The 24,152-nt window shown below is 40.8% G+C and carries 25 protein-coding genes; 10 read left to right on the top strand and 15 right to left on the bottom strand.

Features of this window, described 5'->3' with window-relative positions; translation table 11 throughout:
- Positions 1-27: 27 nt before the first annotated feature.
- The 3 genes from G7058_RS06475 to G7058_RS06465 form a co-directional block, all read right to left on the bottom strand.
- Positions 28-1,122 (bottom strand): PIN/TRAM domain-containing protein, encoded by a 1,095-nt coding sequence (locus G7058_RS06475; RefSeq protein ID WP_227004394.1) that lies wholly within the window; start codon positions 1,120-1,122, stop codon positions 28-30.
- A gap of 19 nt (positions 1,123-1,141) precedes the next feature.
- The gene (gene radA / locus G7058_RS06470; RefSeq protein WP_166062762.1) at positions 1,142-2,521 is read right to left on the bottom strand and encodes a DNA repair protein RadA; all 1,380 of its coding nucleotides are present in this window, start codon (positions 2,519-2,521) and stop codon (positions 1,142-1,144) included.
- 91 nt (positions 2,522-2,612) lie between these two features.
- A complete protein-coding gene (locus tag G7058_RS06465; protein WP_166062761.1) occupies positions 2,613-3,113 on the bottom strand; it encodes a dCTP deaminase/dUTPase family protein in 501 nt (166 codons plus the stop codon).
- Between the two features lie 216 nt (positions 3,114-3,329).
- Here G7058_RS06465 and G7058_RS06460 point away from each other — a divergent pair, with 216 nt between their 5' ends.
- The gene (locus G7058_RS06460) at positions 3,330-4,439 is read left to right on the top strand and encodes an ABC transporter ATP-binding protein (protein ID WP_166062760.1); all 1,110 of its coding nucleotides are present in this window, start codon (positions 3,330-3,332) and stop codon (positions 4,437-4,439) included.
- 143 nt (positions 4,440-4,582) lie between these two features.
- Here the strand turns inward: G7058_RS06460 and G7058_RS06455 are convergent, their stop codons facing one another.
- Positions 4,583-6,079, bottom strand: a complete 1,497-nt coding sequence (locus G7058_RS06455; RefSeq protein WP_166062759.1) for an alpha-amylase — start codon at positions 6,077-6,079, stop codon at positions 4,583-4,585.
- A gap of 196 nt (positions 6,080-6,275) precedes the next feature.
- Between G7058_RS06455 and G7058_RS06450 the strand changes: the two genes are divergently transcribed.
- The 4 genes from G7058_RS06450 (at position 6,276) to G7058_RS06435 (ending at position 9,965) form a co-directional block, all read left to right on the top strand.
- Positions 6,276-7,283 (top strand): VOC family protein, encoded by a 1,008-nt coding sequence (locus tag G7058_RS06450; RefSeq protein WP_166062758.1) that lies wholly within the window; start codon positions 6,276-6,278, stop codon positions 7,281-7,283.
- 335 nt (positions 7,284-7,618) lie between these two features.
- Positions 7,619-8,323 (top strand): DUF6612 family protein, encoded by a 705-nt coding sequence (locus G7058_RS06445; RefSeq protein ID WP_166062757.1) that lies wholly within the window; start codon positions 7,619-7,621, stop codon positions 8,321-8,323.
- An 83-nt stretch (positions 8,324-8,406) separates the two neighbouring features.
- A complete protein-coding gene (locus G7058_RS06440; protein WP_166062311.1) occupies positions 8,407-9,117 on the top strand; it encodes a helix-turn-helix domain-containing protein in 711 nt (236 codons plus the stop codon).
- The gene (locus G7058_RS06435) at positions 9,024-9,965 is read left to right on the top strand and encodes an IS3 family transposase (RefSeq protein ID WP_227004393.1); all 942 of its coding nucleotides are present in this window, start codon (positions 9,024-9,026) and stop codon (positions 9,963-9,965) included. Before G7058_RS06440 ends, G7058_RS06435 begins: the two co-directional genes overlap by 94 nt.
- Before the next feature lie 105 nt (positions 9,966-10,070).
- Here G7058_RS06435 and G7058_RS06430 read toward each other — a convergent pair whose 3' ends face one another.
- From G7058_RS06430 to G7058_RS06415, 4 genes are all read right to left on the bottom strand, one after another.
- Positions 10,071-11,405 (bottom strand): M20 family metallopeptidase, encoded by a 1,335-nt coding sequence (locus G7058_RS06430; RefSeq protein ID WP_166062755.1) that lies wholly within the window; start codon positions 11,403-11,405, stop codon positions 10,071-10,073.
- Positions 11,406-11,432: 27 nt separating this feature from the next.
- Positions 11,433-12,647 carry an acetyl-CoA C-acetyltransferase gene (locus G7058_RS06425; protein WP_166062754.1) on the bottom strand — a complete coding sequence of 405 codons (1,215 nt, stop codon included), beginning with the start codon at positions 12,645-12,647 and terminating at the stop codon, positions 11,433-11,435.
- A 199-nt stretch (positions 12,648-12,846) separates the two neighbouring features.
- Positions 12,847-13,317 carry a hypothetical protein gene (locus G7058_RS06420; protein ID WP_166062753.1) on the bottom strand — a complete coding sequence of 157 codons (471 nt, stop codon included), beginning with the start codon at positions 13,315-13,317 and terminating at the stop codon, positions 12,847-12,849.
- A gap of 122 nt (positions 13,318-13,439) precedes the next feature.
- Entirely contained in the window at positions 13,440-13,583 is a 144-nt protein-coding gene (locus G7058_RS06415) for a hypothetical protein (protein WP_166062752.1), read from the bottom strand.
- A gap of 114 nt (positions 13,584-13,697) precedes the next feature.
- Here G7058_RS06415 and G7058_RS06410 point away from each other — a divergent pair, with 114 nt between their 5' ends.
- Positions 13,698-14,579, top strand: coding sequence for a helix-turn-helix domain-containing protein (locus G7058_RS06410; RefSeq protein ID WP_166062751.1), 882 nt, complete (start codon positions 13,698-13,700; stop codon positions 14,577-14,579).
- 105 nt (positions 14,580-14,684) lie between these two features.
- Here G7058_RS06410 and G7058_RS06405 read toward each other — a convergent pair whose 3' ends face one another.
- On the bottom strand, positions 14,685-15,776 hold the full coding sequence (locus G7058_RS06405; RefSeq protein ID WP_166062750.1) for a baeRF6 domain-containing protein: 1,092 nt from the start codon (positions 15,774-15,776) through the stop codon (positions 14,685-14,687).
- A 285-nt stretch (positions 15,777-16,061) separates the two neighbouring features.
- On the opposite strand from G7058_RS06405, the gene G7058_RS06400 reads away from it, so the two are divergent.
- From G7058_RS06400 to G7058_RS06390, 3 genes are all read left to right on the top strand, one after another.
- Entirely contained in the window at positions 16,062-16,424 is a 363-nt protein-coding gene (locus tag G7058_RS06400) for a hypothetical protein (protein ID WP_166062749.1), read from the top strand.
- 293 nt (positions 16,425-16,717) lie between these two features.
- Entirely contained in the window at positions 16,718-17,149 is a 432-nt protein-coding gene (locus G7058_RS06395) for a GNAT family N-acetyltransferase (RefSeq protein WP_166062747.1), read from the top strand.
- Positions 17,146-17,319: a hypothetical protein gene (locus G7058_RS06390; RefSeq protein WP_166062746.1), complete on the top strand. Its 174-nt coding sequence runs from the start codon at positions 17,146-17,148 to the stop codon at positions 17,317-17,319. Before G7058_RS06395 ends, G7058_RS06390 begins: the two co-directional genes overlap by 4 nt.
- A 55-nt stretch (positions 17,320-17,374) precedes the next feature.
- Here the strand turns inward: G7058_RS06390 and G7058_RS06385 are convergent, their stop codons facing one another.
- From G7058_RS06385 to G7058_RS06360, 6 genes are read right to left on the bottom strand one after another with little or no spacing between them, the layout of a single operon-like run.
- Complete coding sequence (locus G7058_RS06385) at positions 17,375-18,307, bottom strand: D-ribose ABC transporter substrate-binding protein (RefSeq protein WP_166062745.1); 933 nt, start codon at positions 18,305-18,307, stop codon at positions 17,375-17,377.
- A 15-nt stretch (positions 18,308-18,322) separates the two neighbouring features.
- Positions 18,323-19,294 carry an ABC transporter permease gene (locus G7058_RS06380; RefSeq protein ID WP_166062744.1) on the bottom strand — a complete coding sequence of 324 codons (972 nt, stop codon included), beginning with the start codon at positions 19,292-19,294 and terminating at the stop codon, positions 18,323-18,325.
- Between the two features lies 1 nt (position 19,295).
- Positions 19,296-20,777, bottom strand: coding sequence for a sugar ABC transporter ATP-binding protein (locus tag G7058_RS06375; protein ID WP_166062743.1), 1,482 nt, complete (start codon positions 20,775-20,777; stop codon positions 19,296-19,298).
- Positions 20,778-20,789: 12 nt separating this feature from the next.
- Complete coding sequence (rbsD, locus tag G7058_RS06370; RefSeq protein ID WP_166062742.1) at positions 20,790-21,188, bottom strand: D-ribose pyranase; 399 nt, start codon at positions 21,186-21,188, stop codon at positions 20,790-20,792.
- A complete protein-coding gene (gene rbsK, locus G7058_RS06365) occupies positions 21,166-22,068 on the bottom strand; it encodes a ribokinase (RefSeq protein WP_166062741.1) in 903 nt (300 codons plus the stop codon). Before rbsK ends, rbsD begins: the two co-directional genes overlap by 23 nt.
- Positions 22,061-23,044: a LacI family DNA-binding transcriptional regulator gene (locus tag G7058_RS06360; RefSeq protein WP_166062740.1), complete on the bottom strand. Its 984-nt coding sequence runs from the start codon at positions 23,042-23,044 to the stop codon at positions 22,061-22,063. The genes rbsK and G7058_RS06360 overlap by 8 nt, the downstream gene beginning before the upstream one ends.
- 183 nt (positions 23,045-23,227) lie before the next feature.
- On the opposite strand from G7058_RS06360, the gene ypfJ reads away from it, so the two are divergent.
- Positions 23,228-24,070, top strand: coding sequence for a KPN_02809 family neutral zinc metallopeptidase (ypfJ, locus tag G7058_RS06355; RefSeq protein ID WP_166062739.1), 843 nt, complete (start codon positions 23,228-23,230; stop codon positions 24,068-24,070).
- Positions 24,071-24,152 lie beyond the last annotated feature (82 nt).

The raw sequence follows: 24,152 nt of genomic DNA, 5'->3' as shown, positions 1-24,152 counted from the left end.
TCTCCTTTTTTGTATCTGTCTCATTTATCATTTTATGCCTTTTTGTGAGTGCGCTGGTTTCGCAAAAATCATACGGCCGGCTGCCGTTTGTAGTGCACTGGTTACGACAACGTCCAGCGTTTGGTTCATATGATATTGGCCGTCTTCGACCACAATCATCGTACCGTCATCTAAATATGCAACACCTTGGTTCCGCTCTGTCCCAGCTTTGATAACTGTGACACGCATATTTTCACCCGGAATCACGACAGGTTTTACTGCATTAGCTAGTTCGTTAATATTTAAGACCGGCACATTTTGGAACTCGCTGACTTTGTTCAAGTTGTAGTCGTTTGTCACGATTACCCCATCGATTAGCTTCGCCAAACGAATAAGCTTGCTGTCTACTTCAGGAATTTCTTCGAATTCACCGTCGTAACTTTCAACTTGCATGTCTTCTTCTTTTTGTAGACTGTTCAAAATATCCAAACCACGGCGTCCGCGTACCCGTTTCAAGCTATCGGATGAATCTGCAATATATTGCAGTTCACGAAGTACAAAGTTCGGAATAACTAAAACACCTTCTAAAAAGCCCGTTTTGGCAATTTCATATATACGTCCATCAATAATAACACTCGTATCCAAAATTTTGTACTTACGGAAGCTAGAATCCGCTTTTCGATCCAGTAATTGGCCTTCTTCAGGACGTTTCTTCGGCGTTAATAGCTTACGAAACTCGTCAATGCGGGTTGTTCCCACATAGAACCCAAAATAAGCAAGACCAACTGATAACAGTGTCGGAACAACGTCGCTGATAATGTTAATATTCCAAGCCACTAACGGAATACCAATCAACCACGCCAACACTAATCCGATAATAGCCCCCAAAGCCCCAAACAACAAGAACGTTGCCGATTGTTTACTAAAGTAATTCTCTATTTTCTTAAAAGCACGGATAACCCAATTCGCCAACACCAAAGATAATAAAAAGAATATAAGTGCACCAATACCAAGGTTGACGAACACATTGTTAAAAGGAGATTTCGTTAAATTCAGTATCTCCCAAAGATACGGCATTGTCGTGAGCCCCACGCTACCGCCAACGAATACAAATATAGCTGAAATAGTCCGTTTCATTTTCATGATTTTCCTCCTCTCTTTTCTATCTACGATTTGGGAATACTTTATGTAAAGTTTCCGCAACTGTTGAAACGCCAATTAATTCAATTCCTTTTGGATGATCCCAGCCGGATAAACTGTTCTTTGGAACATACACACGTTTAAATCCTAGTTTTTCAGCTTCATAAACACGTTGCTCCACACGATTGACACGACGAATTTCACCGGTCAAGCCGATTTCGCCGATAAAGCACTCGTTTGCGGCTGTTTCGGTATCGTAATAGCTGGAAGCCACACTGACAGCGATAGCCAAATCAATAGCCGGTTCATCCAAACGGACCCCGCCTGTCGACTTGAAGTAAGCATCTTGATTCTGCAACAATAAACCTGCGCGTTTTTCCAGAACCGCCAGAATTAGCGAGACCCGGTTATAGTCCAAGCCACTCGATGTGCGGCGGGCATTACCAAATGCTGTTGGTGTAATCAAACATTGAATCTCTGCCAGAATCGGACGCGTTCCTTCCATAGAAGCGACAACTGCTGATCCGGATGCCCCGGACAATCGTTCTTCCAAGAACATTTCCGATGGGTTGGAGACTTCACGTAAGCCACCTTGCGCCATTTCAAAAACGCCGATTTCATTCGTTGAGCCGAAACGGTTCTTAACGGCACGTAAAATACGAAACGTGTGATGACGGTCGCCTTCGAAGTACAATACCGTATCCACCATATGTTCCAACATACGCGGCCCGGCAATATTTCCTTCTTTAGTCACGTGACCGACGATAAATATGGAAATATTGTTCGTTTTAGCAATACGCATCAATGCCTGTGTTGATTCTCTTACTTGCGACACACTGCCGGCTGTGCTGTCATTATCAGCTTTCACCATCGTTTGGATAGAGTCGATAATCACGAGTTCTGGCTTCAAACGTTCAATCGTTTGGGCAATCGCATCGATATCCGTTTCCGGATAAATATAAAAATCGGCACCCTTCACACCCAGACGTTCAGCACGCAATTTAATCTGGCTGGCACTTTCTTCACCGGAAACATATAAAACCGGAATGTTTTTATTGTTTATTTGAGCGGAAACTTGCAGTAATAATGTCGACTTCCCAATTCCGGGATCGCCACCAATTAATATCATGGATCCAGGTACAATACCGCCACCTAAAACATGATTCACTTCTTCCATGTCAGTCGCAATACGCGGAATATCTTCTACTTTTATATTTTGAATGGAGACAGCTTCTGCTGTCTGACCGGAAAAGTTAACGCGAGGTTGATGCTTCTCAGAAACAGCTAGTTCTTTTTCTTCTTCCATCTGATTCCACGCACCGCAATTTGGACATTTTCCGAGCCATTTTGCTGATTCATAGCCGCACGCTTGGCAGACATATTTAATTTTCTTTTTTGCCATTAGTTAAACTCCTTCAATTAATGCGATGGATATAAGGCTATTTTAGCATATAACTGACTAACCGAAGTAGTAGACGGCGTTTAAATTTAAATTAATCTTTGTCAGACGATCCAAAGCCACCTGTTCGACTCTTTTCGTTCGTTTCTTCATTGTCGACTTTCAAGAATTTCATAAAAATTCCCTGTCCGATACGGTCGCCTTTTTTAATCACTTTGTCGCGTAGGCCATAATTTAACAACTGGAAGAACAGTTCACCTTCATTGTTCTCATTGTTATAGTAATCAGCATCTACAACACCGACGCCATTTGGCAAAATTAAAAAGTGTTTCAATGGATTACTGGAACGATTCGTTAATTGTAAGTATTCGTCATCTTGCATATATGCCTTAATGCCGGTTGGAACTAAAACGGGTGTGATGCCTTTCACCGATGCATTTTTGTCATGCTTGAAGAATGTGCTCCAGATTGACGGTAAAACGGTGTCTTCCGATGCCTCAAAATCGTAGCCTGCTGAATGCTTCGTGGCACGTTTCGGTAAGTTTATTTCTTCTTCTGTGTATGTTGATACAATTTCAAATCCTCTAGTTCTCATTTAATCTTCCTTCCATAAACTATATGCTTACAATTTTACCATATCTCGCGCGTTTTCTCCTTGAAATTCCATTATTATCCGCCCCGTGAAAAGGCTTTCGTCACTCTGCACAAAAAAACGTTTCCACTTTCATTCATAATGACTTAGATTAATAATGCGCTTTCATTTAACATAGGTCTTGTAAACAAAACATTCAACAAAAGGCGGGATTAAATAATGGTAAATATCGAACTAAACCAAATCCATAAAAAATATGATAATGCTGAAAATTATTCAGTAACTGACTTTAACTTACATATCGAAGATCGCGAATTTATCGTATTCGTTGGTCCATCTGGTTGTGGTAAATCAACAACTCTACGTATGATCGCAGGTTTGGAAGATATCACAGAAGGTGAATTGAAGATTGGCGAAACAGTGATGAACGACGTGGCTCCTAAAGACCGTGACATCGCGATGGTTTTCCAAAACTACGCTTTGTACCCACATATGACTGTGTTCGACAACATGGCTTTTGGTTTGAAACTGCGTAAATACAAAAAAGAAGATATCAAACAACGTGTAGACAACGCAGCTGATATTTTAGGTTTAACAGAGTACTTAGACCGTAAACCGGCTGCACTTTCTGGTGGTCAACGTCAACGGGTTGCTTTGGGGCGTGCGATTGTACGTGATGCTAAAGTCTTCTTGATGGATGAGCCTTTGTCAAACTTGGATGCGAAATTGCGGGTAGCGATGCGTGCTGAGATTGCGAAGTTACACCGTCGTTTGAATACAACAACTATTTACGTAACGCATGACCAAACAGAAGCGATGACAATGGCTGACCGTATCGTTATTATGAAAGACGGTTTCGTACAACAAATCGGTTCTCCGAAAGAGGTTTATGACACACCTGTAAACTTATTCGTAGCAGGCTTCATCGGATCACCTGCAATGAACTTCTTCAATGTAACATTGAATGACGGTGTTATCTCTGATGGAAAAGGTCTGGAATTAAGAATTCCAGAAGGTAAACGTAAAGTTTTGGAAGCAAAAGGATACAACAATAAAGACGTTATCTTCGGTATTCGTCCAGAAGATATTCAATCTGAACAAGTTGTTATCGACGCAAACCCAGAATCTACTGTAAAAGCAACAGTTAATGTATCTGAACTACTTGGTGCAGAAACAATGCTTTACTCAGAAGTAGGAAATACAGAGTTTATCTCTCGTGTTGACGCGCGTGACTACCACGAACCAGGTTCTGTCATTGACTTAGCCTTCAACATGAACAAGATTCATTTCTTCGATAAACAAACCGAAGAAATTATTACCATCCCTTAATTTTATACTCCTATTTTCTTATTGATATACCATCCTCCACCTGAAAGAGGCCTAGACAAATGTCCGGGCCTCTTTCTTATGTCCACTAAGCGGGAACGAAAAAAGGCTAAGAAATTACTCCCAGCCTTTTTTCAATCTCGTTTTTATTCACCATTTTCGTGGAATGCTTCTTCCGGCGTGACGCCATCTTGTACCCAGGCAGAAACCGATCCACCATTTACCAAGAAAGTCGCATTTCCTTCTTCATCAATCGTAATTTTCTCTTCACAATTACCCAAATAATCCGCAAATGTAATGCCGACGTACTGTTTCCCGACATGCATTACTTTTTCACAGTCATCGCCATTGGACATTAAAACAGCCATGCCATATGGGTGTTGCTCGTCCCCTTCACGCGTCCAGCCCACACACATTTCATGATCAAAGTAATCATGCTGTGCACCATAAGCATGGTTACAACGCAAATACAAAAGTGCATCTAAGTAGTCTTCGGCTTTTCCTGGAATTGGATTTTCACCTTGAATACCATAGTAATCACCATAGAACAAGCAAGGGAAACCTTCTGCACGCAGTAAAATAAAACTGTACGCAAGTGGCTTGAACCAATCAGCCACAAATGACTCCAGTGATTGTCCCGGTTGTGAATCGTGATTATCCACGAATGTTACAGCGTGTGTTGGATTTTTAGAAACAAGCGTATCCGTGAATAAGTCACGCATATCGTAGTCTCTGCCTTGGTTGGACGCCGCATGGAAATTATAGTGCAAGGACACATCAAACAAGTCCAACGAAAAATCCGTTTCTTCTAAATAGTCCGCAATCGTTTCATAATCCGATTTCCAATATTCCCCGACTACAAAAAAGTCAGGACGGTCTTTTTCACGGACAGATTTAACCAGATTTTTTACGAAATGATAGTTAATATGTTTGATCGCATCTAAACGGAAACCATCCACACCCGTTTCTTCGATGTACCAGTCCGCCCAATTTAAGACTTCTTGGACAACTTCCTCATTCTCATAATCGATATCCGCAAACATCAAGTAGTCGTAGTTACCGTACTCGTTATCGACCGTCTCATCGTCACTCCAGCCTTTTTCAAGACCTTGAATCATGTAAATCGCTTCTTTATCGTTTTCCGCATTGAAGTCTGTTCCGGAGAAGTGGCGCCAATTCCATTTAAATTTAGAATACGTATCGCCCCGTCCCTCAAAGTTGAATCGCGTCCAACCTTCTATTTCATACGGTTCGGTTAGTTTTTCTTGCCGGTTATCCGGGTTTACTTCAAAAGCCATAAAGCGTTCTTTTCCATCCGCACCTGCTTTGTGGTTCAAAACCACGTCGGCGTAAACAAATAAACCTTGTCCATGCAGCGCGTCTATCGCTTGTTTGTATTCTTCTTTCGTTCCATACTTGGTACGGACTGTTCCTTTTTGATCAAATTCACCTAAGTCATATAAATCATAAATACCATAACCCACATCATCTTGACTCGTTCCTTTGTAAGCTGGCGGCAACCAAACAGCTGTCACACCTAATTCTTTTAAGTGTTTTGCATCATCTTTCAGGTTATTCCACAGCTGGCCATCATTCGGCAAATCCCATTCAAAGTATTGCATCATTAATCCATTTTCAACCATGTTCAAGCACCTTCTTCAGATTTTATAATTGCAACTGATTTTGACACCAGTTACTTTATTATACTCAGACATATATAAAATTGCGATTTTGACGGTTATATTTCGATTTCGAACAAAAACACTTGCAAATACTTCGAATTCGAGATATACTTATTATATCGATAGTAACTGCGCACAGAGAGGGGATTATTTACTCATGACTAAACTATTACCATTAACAGGTATTCACCATATAACTGCTATTACAAGCTCTGCTGAAAAAAACTATGACTTCTTTACAAACGTACTGGGCATGCGCCTCGTCAAAAAAACTGTGAACCAAGACGACGTTCAAACGTATCACTTATTCTTTGCCGATGATAAAGGAACGGCCGGAACAGATATGACATTCTTTGACTTCCCAGGCATTCCACAGTCCCGTCACGGAAATAATGAAATTTACCGTTCAGGCTTACGCGTTCCAAATGATCGTGCACTGGAATATTGGTTGAAACGCTTTGACCACTTTGGTGTGAAACACACAGGTATTTTCGAACAATTTGGTGTGAACGTTATTAACTTCGAAGACTACGACGGCCAGCAAATGCAATTAATTTCTGACGAGCATGATACGGGTGTTGCACCTGGAACAGCGTGGACTAACGGTCCGGTTCCAACTGAATTCGGGATTCATGGACTCGGAACGACTTTAATTCGCGTCGCTGACTTCCACTCATTGAAGCAAGTACTGGAAATTTTATTATTCTTCCGAGAAACAAAAACAGAAGGCAATCTGCATTATTTTGAAATGGGCGAAGGCGGAAACGGCGCTTCTATCATTGTGGAACACAACCAACTAATGGCACGGGCCCAACAAGGTTTCGGTTCTGTTCACCATATCGCCTTCCGTGTGAAAGACCGCGAACAGTTAGATTTGTGGATTGAACGTATGCAAGCATACCAAGTTCCTTCATCCGGTTACGTGGATCGTTTCTATTTTGAGTCACTCTACGCACCCGTTGCTGACGGCATTCTATTCGAGTTTGCTACAGATGAACCAGGTTTTATTGATGATGAAGAGTCCTACGAAATCTTAGGTGAAACATTGGCGTTACCACCAAAATTCCGTAATCACCGCGAACAGATTGAAAAAATCGTTCGTCAATTTGATACGGTACGCAGTACAAAAACATTCGAAAAAGAATACTTTGGTTTTGATAAATAAACGAGCGACCTTTCGGGGTCGTTTTTTTGTTCGTTTATATGATTTCGGACTTTCTTCGATTAAAAACAGACCAGAATGTCCGAATCTTCATTTATTCGGACTTTTGACTCGAAAAAGTCCGTTAGAAAGTCCGAATGATGGTTTATTGGGACTTTCTTACGAAATTTCTGGATTACAAAGTCCCAATCCACAAAGACTCTCTGCTCATTTTGGTGAGTGGGGATTCTTTTGTCTAAACACACCTTCTTTATATAACATTCTTGAAAAAAGGCTTTCATTAGTGTCCAATATTATGTAGAATAAGGACAACTATGTTGTAAAGCGAGGCAAGAGATTTGAATATAAAACGTTTATTATTTGTTATTCTACCGTCTGCAGTCATTCTATCAGCTTGTCAACGTGCTTTTGCGACGGATATACAATCTGAAGTGACTCTGACTGCGGCAGAGAACATTGAAAATTACCATCAAGTTATTACCATCGAAACTGAAACGCTAACCGAAGAAAACACAATTGAAAGCACCTATGCAATTACGGAAGCAACGATTTTTCCGGATGAAGCACTTGCTTACGGCCAAAGAATCACTAAAGGTGGAAGCCGTGACGCATACAAAACGTCTATCTATGCTTCAAATGATGGAGCCTTCCAAAAGGAAAATAGTGAAGAATGGATTGCTTCGGCAACACCTGATCCCCTGTTCTCAAGTATTTCCGTTTATCCGTACGAAACATTCACGGCACTTGTCGCGTTATTCGAGAGTAAAGGAACGGTCGTCTCATCGGACGATACCTATACCGTTACGTACTCGGGATACGATGAAACGTTGAACAGAGAACTTTCTGCGCTCGTCCAGCAATTTCCGATAAGCGGAACGAAGTATGATGTGACGATTACCTTAGATAAGGAAACAGGTTTTATTACAGTCATTCAACTTCAATCACACACCGGTTCAACAGCTGGCAAACGCGCTATTACACAGAATCTGACGGCGCAATTTTCAAAGTATAATATCAATACACCTACTAATAAACCAAACTAAAAAAGAAGAGGCTGGGAATTTGATAAGCTCCCTTCAAAGTAGACACTGAAAAAAACAAACTACTTTGAAGGGGGTTTTTTTCTATGACTAGAAAACATACCGATCCAGAACTGTTACATTTAATTGATTTACACCTAAGGGGTGTTTCTTATCGAACGCTTGTTGATCAGCACCATCTCAAACTATCTGATACCACTTTTATGAATTATGTCCATCGGTACCAGGACCATGGCATGGAAGGGATCCGCTCCCAGAAGAATTACCGCAGTTACTCGAAAGAATTCAAGCAGAAAATTGTAGCTGAATACCTACAGACGGGTTACGGCTTTTCATACTTAGCCGCTAAATATAACATTCCATCTAAAACAACGGTAAACAAATGGGTAATTCGATATACTGAAGGAAAAGAGAATGAGACATATTCTCCGAAATCTGAGGTGTACAACATGACGGGTGTTAAAAAATCATATGAAGAAAAATTAAAAATCGTAGAAGATTACATAGCCAATCGCCTGACTTATCTGGAAGCAGCGGAGAAAAACCATGTAAGTTACAGTAACATTTATTCCTGGGTGAATAAATACAAAAAGCATGGACCGATAGGTCTGGAAGACAACCGGGGCCGCGGGAAGCCCACGGAAATTCAAACAACGGAAGAACGTTTAAACGCAGAAGTAGAGACACTCAAAGCCCGGAACAAATGGCTAGAAATGGAGAACGATGCGTTAAAAAAGCGCCGAAAAATCGCTGGGAATCACAAATCACAGGGGTTAGACAAGAAGTGGAATATTTAACTATTGAAGAATTAAAGCATAAATATCCCGTTATCCATCTTTGTGACATACTGGGTATCGCCAAATCCAGCTACTATAAGTGGTTAAAACGGGAACCCTCAGAAACAGAATTAAAATGCCTGAAACTGATGCGGGCGATCAAAGGAATCCACGAGGCATTCGGTGGGATTTACGGCTACCGAAGAATGACCATCTTTCTCAACTTTTTTAGAAGAGCGAAAGTGAATCATAAGTGTGTACACCGCCTCATGAGAATCATGGGGATCACAGCCGTCATCCGTCGCAAAAGAAGGAACTACGTGCCACACAAAGCCGCACATGTGGCTGAAAACATCTTAAACCGTGATTTCCACGCTGAAAGACCCATGGAAAAGTTATTGACGGATGTCACGGAATTCCGGTTGACCAATGGGACAAAACGTTACCTGAGCGCTATTTATGACCTCGGGTCAAAGAAAATCGTGGCTTATAAAACCAGTCACCGCAATGACAACCCGTTAGTACTGGATACACTAAAGCAGATTTTGGGTGATGTAAAGCCTGAAACCACACTGATTCATAGCGACCGCGGTTCCCAGTACACCTCCCATGCCTTTAACAAGATGATTAAAGATCACCAGATAATCCATAGTATGTCACGCGTCTCGAAATGTATTGACAACGGCCCTATGGAAGGCTTTTGGGGTACCCTCAAGGTGGAGATGTTTAACCTGGATACGTTTGACAGACCAGCGTACTTAGACCGGAAAATCAAGGCATACATCGCGTTCTTCAACAATGAACGCGTTACTTTGGATATGGGATTAGCAATTCCTACGGAAGAGAAGATTCTACAAATGATTGCATAAACGCTACAAAAAAAGACCACACATTTTTACATGCATGGTCTAAAATACTTTGTTTTTTACCTGTCTACTTGACAGGGGCAGTTCATTACTCCCGCCCCTTCTTTTTTACTTTTCACACGTTAAACGGTATAACGCTTCTGCGTAAATATCCATCGATTGATAGAAATCAGCAAGCGCAACACGTTCGTTCGGTCCATGCAAAGTTGCTTCTGATTGTGGTAGTTGTGCGCCAAATGCAACACAGTTATCCATCGTACGGGCAAATGTTGCGCCACCGGAAACCAATGCTTCACTCATATCTCCCGTTTTTTCTTGATAAACGGCCATTAAGTTCTCTACCAACGGATGATCTAGCGGCACGTATAACGGTGCAATAAAGTCATATTCCTCATAAATTAAACCGGCTTTTTCAGCAGCCGTTTCTAATTTTTCAACAATAAAGTCTTTTTCGATTGTCACCGGGTAACGAATGTCCAATCCCAGTACTGTTTCATTTTCTTCAATTGAAAGGGTTGCAGCATTCAAAGTCAACATACCGGATGCTTCGTCTTGGACTTCACCGAAAATAGCCAAACCGCGCGCATCTTCTTGAACCACGTCACGTAAGAAAGCCAATACTTTGTTGTCATCGTGAGCACCTATTGCTTTAGCCAGACGCACAATCGCATTGATTCCGTCGGGTGCATTTTTACTGTGAACAGATTTACCTTTTACATTCACGGCGTTGCCGTTACGTTCATACTTAAAGCCCAATTGATCTAATTCCGCTGCAATTGCCTCTACCCATTCACCTTCGTAAGCAGCATCTTCTGGTACCACATTCATCGCACCGCCAGCTTTCAGCGTATAAGCAGACGTTTCCTGACTGCGCATCTTCACTTGCAACAAGCCTTTTTCAGCAAATGTTACCGGGAAAGTAGAGTCCGGTGCGAAGCCCATTGTCGCTTTTTCTTCTTTTTCGTTGTAACGTCCTAAACAGCGCCATAGATTCTCTTCATCCACTCCGAAAATAAAACGAACACGCTTATTGAGTGTTTCGCCTGCATCCAGTAATGCTTTGACTGCGTATAACGCGGCCATCGTCGGCCCTTTATCGTCTTCGGTTCCACGGGCAATAATATAACCGTCTTTAATAATTGGCTCGAACGGTTTTGAATCCCATAATGTTAAGTTGCCAGGTGGGACCACGTCTAAATGACAGAGAACTGCAAATAACTCTTCGCCTTCGCCTATTTCAGCGTAACCATAGTACCCATCTGGATCGATATAGGTCCGGAAGCCCAGTCCTTCAGTAATTTCCAATGTTTTTTCTAAAACCGCCTGGATGTCTTTTCCGAAAGGTGTTTCGTCATCCTCTTGTAAATAAGAAGGATAAGAAAGAATTGTTTTGAGTGATGCGATTGCTTCATTTTGATGTTTTTCTGAAATAAATGTTTTCATAATAACACTCCTTTATATAGAAATATTTTACTCTACTTCTGGATTTCGGACAATAACAGCTGTCCCCATACCGCCCCCGATACAGAGAGATGCGAGGCCATATTTTAAGTTTCGTTGTTTTAGAATATGAATCAAGGTTACTAAAACGCGATTGCCACTTGCGCCGACGGGATGACCGAGTGCGATTGCGCCACCGTTTAAGTTCGTCCGTTCCAACATGTATTCTTTTGAAACAGAGAAAGCATCCGTCAACTCTTGAATAACACCCAGACTTTGGGCTGCGAAAGCTTCGTTCAATTCAAAAACGTCGATATCTTCAAAAGTTAATCCTGATTTTTTTAGCGCCTGTTTGATGGCCGGAGTTGGGCCTAGCCCCATTACTGAAGGATCAACGCCGCCTTGTCCGATAGCTACGATTTCCGCCAACGGTGTGAGGCCCTGTTCTGTCATAAATGCTTCACTTACTAATAAAGTCGCACTGGCCCCATCGTTGATACCAGATGCGTTTCCGGCAGTCACCGAACCTTCTTTGTTAAAGGCCGGGCGCAAACCGCCGAGTTTTTCCAAATTTGTAGTGCGATTTGGGTATTCGTCTTGATCGACTATAACGGATTGCCGTCTTACTTTTGTTTCAACGGGAACAATTTCTGCTTTGAAAGCTCCTTCGTCAACCGCAGCAATTGCACGTTGCTGTGATTCCCAAGCAAATGCGTCCTGGTCTTCCCGGTTTAAGTGGTAGCGTTCCGCAACATTTTCCGCCGTCACGCCCATATGATAGCCTTCGAAAGCATCGGTCAGCGCATCATCAAGCAGATGATCCTTTACGTGAAAACCACCCATTTTCTGACCATTCCGCAAGCGATCCGGAAGTAGATAAGGCGCTTGACTCATCACTTCAACACCCCCTGCAATAATCGCTTGATACTCACCTGCTTTGATTCCGAGATATGCATTCATGACTGTTTTTAACCCACTGCCACAAACCATGTTTAAGGAATACGCCGGAACGGAAGTATCCACGCCTGCAAAAATAGCCGCCTGACGCGCCACCCCTTGCCCTTGTCCAGCTGGCAAGACATTCCCCAACACAATTTCATCCAAATCACTCGAATTGACGCCACTTTGTTCCAAAACGCCTTTAATTGGATAGCTTCCCAACTCGCCCGCGGAAACATCTTTAAGCGCACCCAGAAAACTTCCAATTGGCGTCCGTTTTGCCCCAACAATATAGACTTTACTCATATGGCTTTCCCTCTCATCTTTTGTATTTATTTTATCTTATCACGAAAATCCCCAATAGGAATAAGGATTCGTTTAGGAAATGTTTAAGGATATGGGCAAACAAAAAAAGCCTGGAAAATTTCCAAGCTTCTTGTTTTTATTTTCTTATAGAGTACTTCAAAATACCCGATTCTTATTGCTCATTTCTTATCCAACGTACTTAATTTTCTTCTTCAAGAACTTCAGAAAGGTTATCCAGCCTTTCTAAACACTGGAACATATCTGCTATTCCACTATAAACTTCAGACAAAACTAAAATACACTCTGAAGAATAGTCATCCGGATAGGAATCTGTTTTCCATGAAAACCGTAATGACGTATTTAAACTGTTCGCTGTCCGAGCAATTTGGTCAAACGCTTCTATATAACAGAAAATCGTTCGACTCCCTACCGCAGACAAAATGTCTAATTCTTCATGCGTTGCCTCAAAAAACAAAATCGCTTCATAAATGAGGCAGCGGAAAGTAATGCTGACACGATTATAGTAACCTGTCTTAATTAAGTCGCGCAACTTGTCGTTTGTCGTCATAACTGTATTTTCTAAACGCTCTTGAATTTCCTTCGTTAATACGGGAAGTAATTCTGCCGATTCTTTCAATCCTTGTTTATCTTCAATGTACTCAGCACTCACTCTACATCCCTCCTTTGCGTCTTTTGTTTTCTATTTATTTCAGTTACAATACCCATTAAGAACTTCAATCTAAACTTATGCCATTTTTCGTTTAGCTGAATGAAGGAAGCACAGAGTAATTACTATTCACCACCGATAAGCCACACGTCTCCCAATGATTGAGTCGTAGAAACAGGACTTTTGCCGATTAGTAACGGAGAAGTGAACAAAGTAAATACTGCGAGAAAAACGACAAGACGTTTGCCTTTTTTAGCTAGTTTTTTCAATTTTTCTTCCTCCCTTTAGGATATGGTCTTACTGGCATCATTATATAACAGAAGTTTCTTTTTCTAACCAAATAGTCAAATACGACTATTTTCGAAAAAAGGAGCACGGGAAATATGGATAATTCATCGGAAAATGTAAAAAAAACGGGAGAAATCTTAAGAAAAATCCGCGTTAATAAAAAATATACCCAAAAATTTGTGACAGAGGGGATTATTTCGCAGTCCACTTACTCGAAAGTGGAACGGGGCGTTATTGATATTACCTATAACAAATTCATCAAACTGTTAAGCAGATTGGATGTCAGTGAATTCGAGTTTCAAATGCTGTTGGATGAAGAACCGGATGCACGTGATGATTTAATTCAGCAGTTTTTTCTAATTAATTATAATGATTTAGAGGCGCTCACAGTCATCCAAGAGCGTGTGCAACATTATTTGACAATGAAAAAAGACTATATTATTCAAGATATTGCCTACATTTGCGAAGCGCTGATGCTTATTTCCAAAGAACGCGACTATGAACAGGCTGCTATTTTTGCAAATAGGGTTTGGAAGCGACTGGAACGTTTTGATCGCTGGTATATGATGGAAATTCGTTTGATTAATGCTATTTTATTTATTTTCCCTACTGAAACCGCCCTTCACATTTCCGAAAGAATCGTGAGACAGCTGAGTATTTATCAAACACGGGAAAGCCGAGTCATTAAAAATAATATCCAGACAAACTTAACTCTGTTATTAATTCGGAATAAAAATTATGCGACGGCCTTAGAAAATTTGGATGAGCTGATTATACGTTTTAAACAAATAAGTAATTATCGCTTACTCGCCATTGCCTATATTCGCAAAGGCATTGCACTGCGTTTACTGAAGGATCCTACATGGCAAGAGTACACGGAAAAAGGCCTTAAAATGTTAGATATCTTTGAAGACAACAATCTCAAAGAGGCACTGACAACCGAAATTGAACACTACAAACCTCATGTAAAAGAATAAAAAGACAGTTCCGAGAATCACTCGTAACTGTCTTTACTATTATCGAATACCCGACATCTATTTCTTTTTCTATCGGCATAGTCACATACGACTATTTTCTCTTTTTTAATATCTTAAAATGGCGGCGACGTCTTTCAAACCTGGCATTTGCGCACGATCCAACACATATACTTTTCCATTTGTGCGGGTCACGTTCAATGCTAATTGGTTGAAGAAGTTCTCATCACCTTCAAAACCAAGTTGGCCGTCTTCATCAATCGTACCGGTTACTTGCGAATCTTTCTCTAAGAACAATACCTCGATTCGTCCTTCCAAACTCGCTGTAGCCAAGTCTTGGTATTGGTCACCCAATTTGTATTGCGGTGTTGTTTCTTCATAACGTGACAAAACTTCACTGTGACGTGTTCGCAATACCTTATTGATTAATTGCGAAACTTCTTTCGTAATATCATTATCCGTCAGCGATGTAGGTGAACTTTCAATCCGCTCGTCACGTAGGCACGTATTTTTAGATAAGTTACGGAAAACGGCTTGGTTTTCTGTTAAAGCAAATAGTACAAGCGGTGTTTTATCCGGATTACTGTAGTGCTCCATCACATACTTATCAACGATACGGAAGTAGTTCTCTTGGTCAATATCCAGTTCATCACTCTTTTCGTTGACGCCGTGTACCGTTCCGGCTGGTCCCCCAACATTCAACTGTTTCCCACGTGTCAATTCATCGCCTAACGCAATGGTTAGCGTCGTCGGTGCATCTTCCGGTAGCGCGATACGTTCAATCGTATCCAATTTACCTGCGTATAATTTCATGTCTCGGTTCGTTAAGCATAATAAATGGTAATTTTCGATATATTGGAAATCTTCGATTAAGGGTAGAATATTTGGTCTTTCTGCAACCGAAACAAAATCATTCAACTTTGAGCTTACTTCATAGTAGAAAACATCTTGTGGTGTGACAAAAAAGGCTACGCCTTTATGTCCTTCTGCCCAAAATTGCTTATCGTTTGGAATAGATTCTAATTGATGACGAAGTTTGTCATCATCCACCTGTTCGACCGCTTTTTTGATTAAATTTTTGAACTTAATTTGTTCAGCGTCCATAGATAACTGTGATGGATCCACAGACTGATAAATCGTTACGAACGGTCCTTTTGCACTTAAGAGTTCTTGGCTTGGAAATTTACTAAGTTGTTTCATATGATTTCCTCCTTCTCTAGACAAAAACAGAAACTTTTAAGGAACCACCTTTAGAAAGCGCTCCCTTAATCTATATTGTAGCAAAAAGAAACTCATTGTAAAACAATTGGCTTTAAATCTTACCTCTAAAAGGGCTGTTTATTACATTCATATTAAATTTGGGCAAAAAGAACGAAAAGCCTGTACTTTCCTTTCCGATGCCATTATACTAACTCCATACCAAATGAAAGCGTTTCATAAGCTGAATTTATAGGTGTTATAACTTAAAATAAGGTGGTGAAAAACATGGAGAAGTCTCATTTATTATTTCCTGAATTAGCGAGAGCGGTGAAGTATAAAATCTTGGTAGATAAACAATTATTCTTGCGTCAATGCGCGTCAGGTATAAATCTTTTCCATCTACCAGCCTCGTACCGGTATCCTACCGGAAACATTGCGGGTTACTTCATCAGCCTGAACTGGAACAATGATTTTATTATTTTGGAAAAAGAACGAAAAGAAAATAATGAGTATTTTATTATCGATCGTCAGAATGAAACTGTAAAAGGTCCTTATAACTGGAATGAATACACAGCTACATGTAAAAAAATCGATTTAAATCTACAATTAATTCCCGTTTCAGAGCTGGATTGGATTATTAACTTTTAATCTATTGGAAAGAGAGTGGGAAAAAAGGCGTTTAGATCCGAATCACTGGAGCGAATAAGCACAGGATGGACGCAGGCCATCCGCGCATTATTTTAGGAGCACTGTGGGCCGAAGTCCAAGTGTATCATGTTTGTAAGCTGCTAAAGCAGCAACAACCATGACAAAGTGGATGTCGGATCTGCCTTTTTGAGCACGTTGACGCTACAATTATTCGTTAATAGGAAAGGGGTCGGGAGTTTTTTCCCGGCCCTTTTTTTGTTATAATAATGAAAAAAAGAATGTGAGTGTTGTCTATGTGGAAAATTAAAGCGTTTGATCAACTGACGGTCCGTGAACTCCATGCTATCTACTTCTTGCGGACAAAGATATTTGTTGTTGAACAGGCATGTGCTTATCAAGAAGTCGATGAGCTGGATTTAGACGCCATGCATTTGTTTGATACCGACTTCCATGCCTACGCGCGTATTATCCCTGATGAAGCAGTCACACACATTGGCCGCGTTCTTGTACATCCTGATTTCCGTAAACAAGGGCTTAGCCGTCAATTAATGAATGAAGCCATCGCTTACTGTCAAACGGCATACCCGGGCAAAGCGATTCATGTACAAGCGCAAGCTCATTTACAACCTTTTTATGGTTCACTTGGATTTGAACCTATTTCCGATGTATACTTGGAAGATGACATTCCCCATCTTGATATGGTTAAAGAGGAGGTAAATAATTGACAAAATATATGTTAGCAATCCTGATTTCTCTGATGAGTTTAGGAATTAATCTTTGGATTATTAAACAACAACGTGCTGGGATTACAATTAATCCACAAAAAAAACAAAACTTGGAACGCTTATCTTATGCGTTTATACTAGCTGCTGTTTTGGTCTTAACCCTCGCATAGTAAAAGCCCCATGTTGACGAAGAAAACGTCCACATGGGGCTTTTTTAGAGCTTTATTAGTCTTTTGTGATGAGTTCCAATGGTGATGGAATGTATTCGTCAATCGTGATACCAGCGAAATGATCGAAAGCTGCTTGTAGTGCCAGTCTTCCCATTTCTTCTGGTTGTTGTGCGACCGTTGCACTCAAAACGCCTGCTTTAACGGAATTAATACCATCTTCCGTTCCGTCAAAACCAACCACTTGAATAGATCCAGATAATCCGGCTGCTTTAATCGCTTCGATAGCACCAAGCGCCATTTCATCATTTTGAGCAAAGACAGCTTTAATACTTGGGTTCGCTTGTAACATGTTTTCCATAACCGTCAGACCTTCTGCACGGTCAAAGTTTGCTGTTTGGCTATCGATGACGTTTAGTGATTCTTCTGCAATGTTCATAAAGCCTTTTCCACGTTCACGTGAAGCTGATGCACCTGGTACACCTTCTAGTTGTACTGTTTCAACATTTTCACCTGAAATTTGTTTAATATATTCTGCGGCCATCTCGCCACCTTCAACGTTGTCAGAAGCAACCAACGCTAGAATTTTACCACTTTCACTTGAGCGGTCAATCGTAATAACCGGAATACCCTTCGCGTTTGCTGATTCTACAGCTGGTGTGATTGCGGATGAATCTACCGGATTGATTAACAGAATGTCTACGCCTTGTTGAATCAAGTCGTCCACGTCATTCGTTTGTTTTGCCGTGTCATTTTGAGCATCCAAAGATTTAACTTTCGTACCATTTTCTTCAGCCAAGTTGTTAATTCCTTCTTCTAAAGAAACGAAGAACGGGTTATTTAATGTTGAAATCGAAACCCCTACGACCAATTCGGATGGTGCTTTTTCCGTTACTTCTTGAACGTTTGCATCCTCACCTTCTAAAGTAAATGCCTGTTCGCACCCTACTAAGAACAAAGCTGCAGTTGCCAAACTCAATAGTTTTTTCATATGCGTTACTCCTTATTATTTTTTATTTTTACGGTCCAATAATACAGCGATAATAATAACGATTCCTTTAACGACTTGTTGGTAGAAACTTGAAATTCCCAATAAGTTCATTCCGTTGTTCAATGTCCCGATAATCAAAGCACCAATTAACGTTCCAGAAAGTTTTCCGCGTCCACCAGCCAAACTTGTGCCACCTAATACAACCGATGCAATAGCATCCATTTCATAAGCATTCCCGGCAGTTGGTTGTGCTGAGTTCAAACGAGAAGTGATGATAATTCCGGAAATAGAAGCCATCAAACCTGAAATTGCGTAAATACCGATTTTAATACGGTCGTTTTTAATTCCGGCAATGAATGAAGCTTTTTCATTCCCACCGATTGTAAAAGTTTTTCTACCGAATGTCATTTTGTGCAAGAGAACATATAAAAATGCAAAGCTCACAACCATCATAACAACCGGGAATGGAATACCGAAGAAGTAGCCGCGTCCTACGAACTTGAACAAGAAGCTGTCACCGATTCCTGTAATCGGGTTTCCTTCTGTATAAACCAAAGTCAAACCACGGTATACAGTCATTGTTGCCAATGTTGCGATAAACGGTGCCATCTTCCCTTTAGTGATTAACAAGCCGTTGATGCTTCCCAAGATTAGACCCACAATCGCAGCCAATAGCATTGCTAGGAACGGATCTACACCCGCTCTAATCGCGCCTGCCATCAACACACTGCTCAATGCTAGTGTTGAACCAACGGACAAATCAATTCCGCCTGTGATAATAACGAATGTCATACCGAATGCAATAAGCGCATTTGTCGAAACTTGTCTCAGCAAGTTAAGTAAGTTTGTCGGTGAAATAAAGTTACTGTTTAGAATTGTTACTAAAATGACCATGACGACTAACGCCAACAAGGGTCCTAATTTACCAAGTGCATCCTTGGGAATTCGTGATTCTTTTTTGTCATTCATCGTTTCTTTATTGAGCATGTTAATAGCCTCCCGTTGCTAATTGCATAATTTTTTCTTCAGTCGCAGCTGCTTTGGATAGTTCACCGGCAATCTTACCTTCGTGAACAACCACTACGCGATCACTGACACCTAGTATTTCCGGTAAATCACTGGAAACCATGATAATAGCTACGCCACGATCAGCCAACTCGTTCATCAATTGATAAATCTCACGTTTCGCCCCGACGTCCACACCGCGCGTTGGTTCATCCAAGATCAACACTTTCGAACCAATGCCAATCCATTTGGCCAGGACTACTTTTTGCTGGTTCCCGCCTGATAGACTGGACGCCGCATCCATTTCACTGACTGCTTTTACTTTCAAACGTTCCATTAACATTAATGCAAAGGAACTTTCTGCTTTTGTATCAATAATGCCGTACTTCTTAAAACCATCAATTGAAGGGAGACTGATATTATCTCTCAATGAATAATCAAGGACCAATCCTTCTTCTTTCCGGTTTTCTGTCAAGAAACCGATACCATTTACGATTGCGTCGCTTGGTGCTTTGATAGTAAGCGGCTTGCCTTCAAGAACAATTTCACCTGAGTCAAAGGAATCAATACCGAAAATAGCGCGCATGATTTCTGTTCTTCCTGCTCCCATCAAACCAGAGAATCCAACGATTTCACCTGACTTTACAGAGAAAGATATATTTTCAAAACGTCCTTTTTGCGTCAAACCTTTTACTTCGAAGACATCTTCTTTTATAGTTGCTGTCTTTTGTGGGTAATAGTCTTCTAATTCACGACCAACCATCTTGCGAACAACTTCATCATTTGTCGTTTCTTTTGTCAAAGATGTATCGATTGAAATCCCATCACGCATAACGGTAATACGGTCGCTAATCTTGAATATTTCTTCCATCCGGTGAGAAATGTAGACGATGGACACACCTTTTTCTGTCAATGTTTGAATCAATTTGAATAGGGTATCGATTTCTCTTTCCGTCAAAGCAGCAGTCGGCTCATCCATAATAATCACTTTTGCATGCGTCATCAGAGATTTGGCAATTTCGATCATTTGCTGTTGTCCAACCGAAAGTTCTCTTACTTCCGTATTTAAATCAATCGCAATACCCAAATCTTGGAAAATTTGGTTCGCTTGTTCTTTCATTTTTTTCGTTTGAATCAATCCGAATTTGTTGGTTGGTTCTTTTCCGATAAATAAATTCTCAAGAACAGTCATATCCGGCCACGTATTCATCTCTTGATGAATGAAACTGATGCCGTATTCTTCTGCTTCTTTTGGGTTAGCAAAGTGTTGTTTTTTACCATCAACCATAATTTCGCCTGCATCTAATTTATGCAATCCCGTCAAGATATTCATCAACGTTGACTTCCCTGCACCATTTTCTCCCATCAATGCATGGACTTCTCCGGGTTGAATATCAAAGTCAACGCCGCGAAGAACTGAGTTCGTTCCGAAACTTTTCTTAATTCCTGTCATTCTTATTTCCAAAAGATTCACCTCCTAAAATAAAACGCCTGATTGCAATATGATATTTGAATACGGTGTACATTCTCCCGTTCGAATCACAACTTTTACCTGTTTCAATTGCTCTTTAAATGCTTCATGACTGACATAATGAATGCCTTCATCCTCAGTTAATGCAGCTTCAACTGCTGCTAATTGCTCTGGATTTTTTGTTTTAATTTCCTCAGCTAAAATAACTTCTTCCACTTTCATATCATCCAAAACCACTTTCAAGACTTTGATGAAAGAAGGATCTGCTTGGGCAATCGCTAAATCAATTTTAGGAACACCGGCTGGAATCGGCAGGCCTGCATCTCCGATAGCAATTTGATCCGTATGACCTAAATCTGCTAAAACTTTTGAAATATCACTGTTAAATATCCCATGCTTTTTCATAATCTTCACTCGCTTTCATCGCTTCTAGTGTCGGCATGCCACCCTGTGCACCCATTTTTTGAATAGATAAGGAAGCTGCCAAGTTACCAAACTGAATACTAGACTGCACACTCATTCCTTTTGATAATGCCACTGCAAATGCTCCGTTAAAAGTATCGCCCGCTCCCGTTGTATCGACTGGTACCACTTTATAAGAAGGAATTTGCACTTCTTTTTCCCCATCATTAAAGTAAACACCTTTCGAGCCCATTGTGAGAATCAATTGATTCGGGTACTTTTCCAACCCTTCCGTAATCGTTAAATCCGGAAACAGTTGATGAAACTCGCTCTCATTCGGCGTGAAGTAGGTTGCCTTTTCTAAAATTTCTGCCGCTACCACTCTTGCTGGTGCTGGGTTATAGATTGTTTTGATGTCATTTTCAAAACAGAAAGTAATAATTTCATCAATCACAGCTTGAGGTAATTCATTTTGAACAATCACAATCGCTGCAGTTAGAAGTGTTTCTTTCAATTGCTCAATCCGTGCTACCGTCATTTCATTGTTTGCTCCCGGGATATAGACGATGCTGTTGTCGCCGTCTGCAATTGTGATGTGTGCCGATCCGGATGGTTTTTCTGTAACCCGTTCCACATTGTCTGTAACAATTCCGTTATCTGCCAAGTTTTGGATGAGTTGGCTACCAAAAACGTCAGTTCCGACCGTTCCCACCATGCTGACGTCTCCGCCTAAACGCGCACTTGCAACTGCTTGGTTCGCACCTTTCCCTCCAAATGTTGTCTGGAAATCATTTCCTGTTACTGTTTCGCCGACTTGAGGTCGTCTATCTGTCAAAACTACAAAGTCTGTAGAAATACTGCCGATTACCATAATTTTACTCATGTTCATCCTTCTCTCTTAACGTTTCTCTTTTTATTAGTGTTACGGGTAGTTGGATGCGTTTCTCTGTTACAGAGTCGCGTTCCATCACATTACACAAAAGCTTTGCACCTTTATAACCGATCTCGTAAGCAGGTTGCGATATCGTCGTTAATGGCGGTGTCATCATTTTACTGAACGGCATGTCATCATAACCGATTACTTGGAGTTCTTCGGGGACTTTTATGCCTCTTTTATGTGCTTCGGTAATTAATGCCAAGCCATAGATATCATTCGAAGCAATAACACTGTCGAATTCAGACAGTTGATTAAATACTGCTTTTGCTGTTTCCTCTGCTAAATCTAAATGAAAACTTTCTGTTTGAAAGATTTCGTACGGAACGGCATATCTATCCAGTATATCCTTGTTCCCTTTCAAACGCACCTTAGAAGCTGAAACATTTTCCGGTCCGGCCATAATCACGACTTTCTTAGCCCTGCCATCAATAATCGCCTGTGCTGCCAGTTGTCCACCTAAGAAATCATCTGAATGCACCACATATTTTTGTTCTTCGTTAATTCTATCTAAGGAAACAAATGGCATATTTTTCAAATTAATCGGGTTACCTTGTACGGCAGAAATAACTCCCGCAATATTATTCTGTTCAAATATACGTAAATATTTTTCTTGTTTCTCTGAATCGCCTTCAACATTACCTAATAAAAGGCTATAGCCGCGCTCGTTCACGCAATCTTCTACACCTTTAGCAATCGCTGGGAAGAAAGGGTTCGTGATGTCAGGCAATAATAAACCAATCAATTTAGATTTCTTTTGGAAAAGAGAGCGTGCGACCTCATTCGGATAAAAGTTCAGCTCTTTTACAGCCTTCTCGACTTTTTCTCGGGCAGATATGCTGACATAGCCGCTATTATTTAATGCTCGTGATACTGTAGCCACAGATACACCGGCTAATTTTGCTACATCTCTAATTGTTGTCATTTTTATCCCCACGCTCTCCTTGTATTAAGTAACCGGTTACATATCGTAAATACATCATAACACCTTTTTATTAATCGTCAACTACTTTTTTAATTTTTTATTCCACGACCATAACATTCGTGCTTTTATTTCGGGCTTGGTAAAATAGAAGCATAAATAGGATTTACTTGGAGGCGAACAGAAATGAAATGGAAAGGCAGAAAATCAAGCTCAAACGTCGAAGACCGGCGTGGTATGAGTGGCGGAATGATTGGTGGCGGAATTGGTGGTGTTGGTCTCATTATTTATTTAATTTTCACCTTGTTGGGTGGCGACCCTTCTATTCTGACTGGTAACACGCCCAACCAACAAAACAATACGTACACCGGAACAACGGAAGAACAGGAAGTCGCTGATTTTGTCAGCGTGGTGCTAGCAGATACCGAAGTGGTGTGGAATGAGGTATTCAACGAGTACGGCATGGACTACGAAGAGCCGACTCTGGTCCTTTTTACCAATAGTGTCCAATCCGCGTGCGGCGTTGCAGGTTCATCGACAGGACCGTTTTATTGTCCGGGCGATCAAAGTCTGTACATCGATTTGAGTTTCTATGATGAATTATCCGAAAAGTTCCAAGCTCCCGGTGATTTTGCGATGGCCTATGTTGTTGCCCATGAAGTCGGGCATCATGTTCAATATTTACTAGGTACTTCAAAACAAGTGCAGGATTTACGCGGAAAAGTAGCTGAAACAGAATATAATCGTTACTTAAAACGGCTGGAACTGCAAGCAGATTATTATGCCGGTGTCTGGGCTCATTACGTCCAAGATATGGATTATTTGGAAGAAGGCGATATTGAAGAGGCCTTAAATGCCGCTTCTGCAGTCGGCGATGATCGGATTCAAGAAGCTGCTCAAGGTTACGTTGTGCCTGACAGTTTTACGCATGGTACTTCTGACCAACGTATTCGTTGGTTCTATAAAGGTTTTGAAGCCGGTGATTTAGAAAATGGCGATACCTTTAAATTGAGCGAAAATGAACTATAAATAAAAAAAGTCTCAAGTAGAACTGCCTTTTGGTACCGACCCCCAAAAGTTAGAGTAAAATCTAAACTTTTGGGGGTTCTTT

The sequence above is a fragment of the Jeotgalibaca porci genome (assembly GCF_011299095.1).
GTDB lineage: Bacteria > Bacillota > Bacilli > Lactobacillales > Aerococcaceae > Jeotgalibaca > Jeotgalibaca porci.
This window is presented reverse-complemented; position numbering and strand designations above follow the sequence as displayed.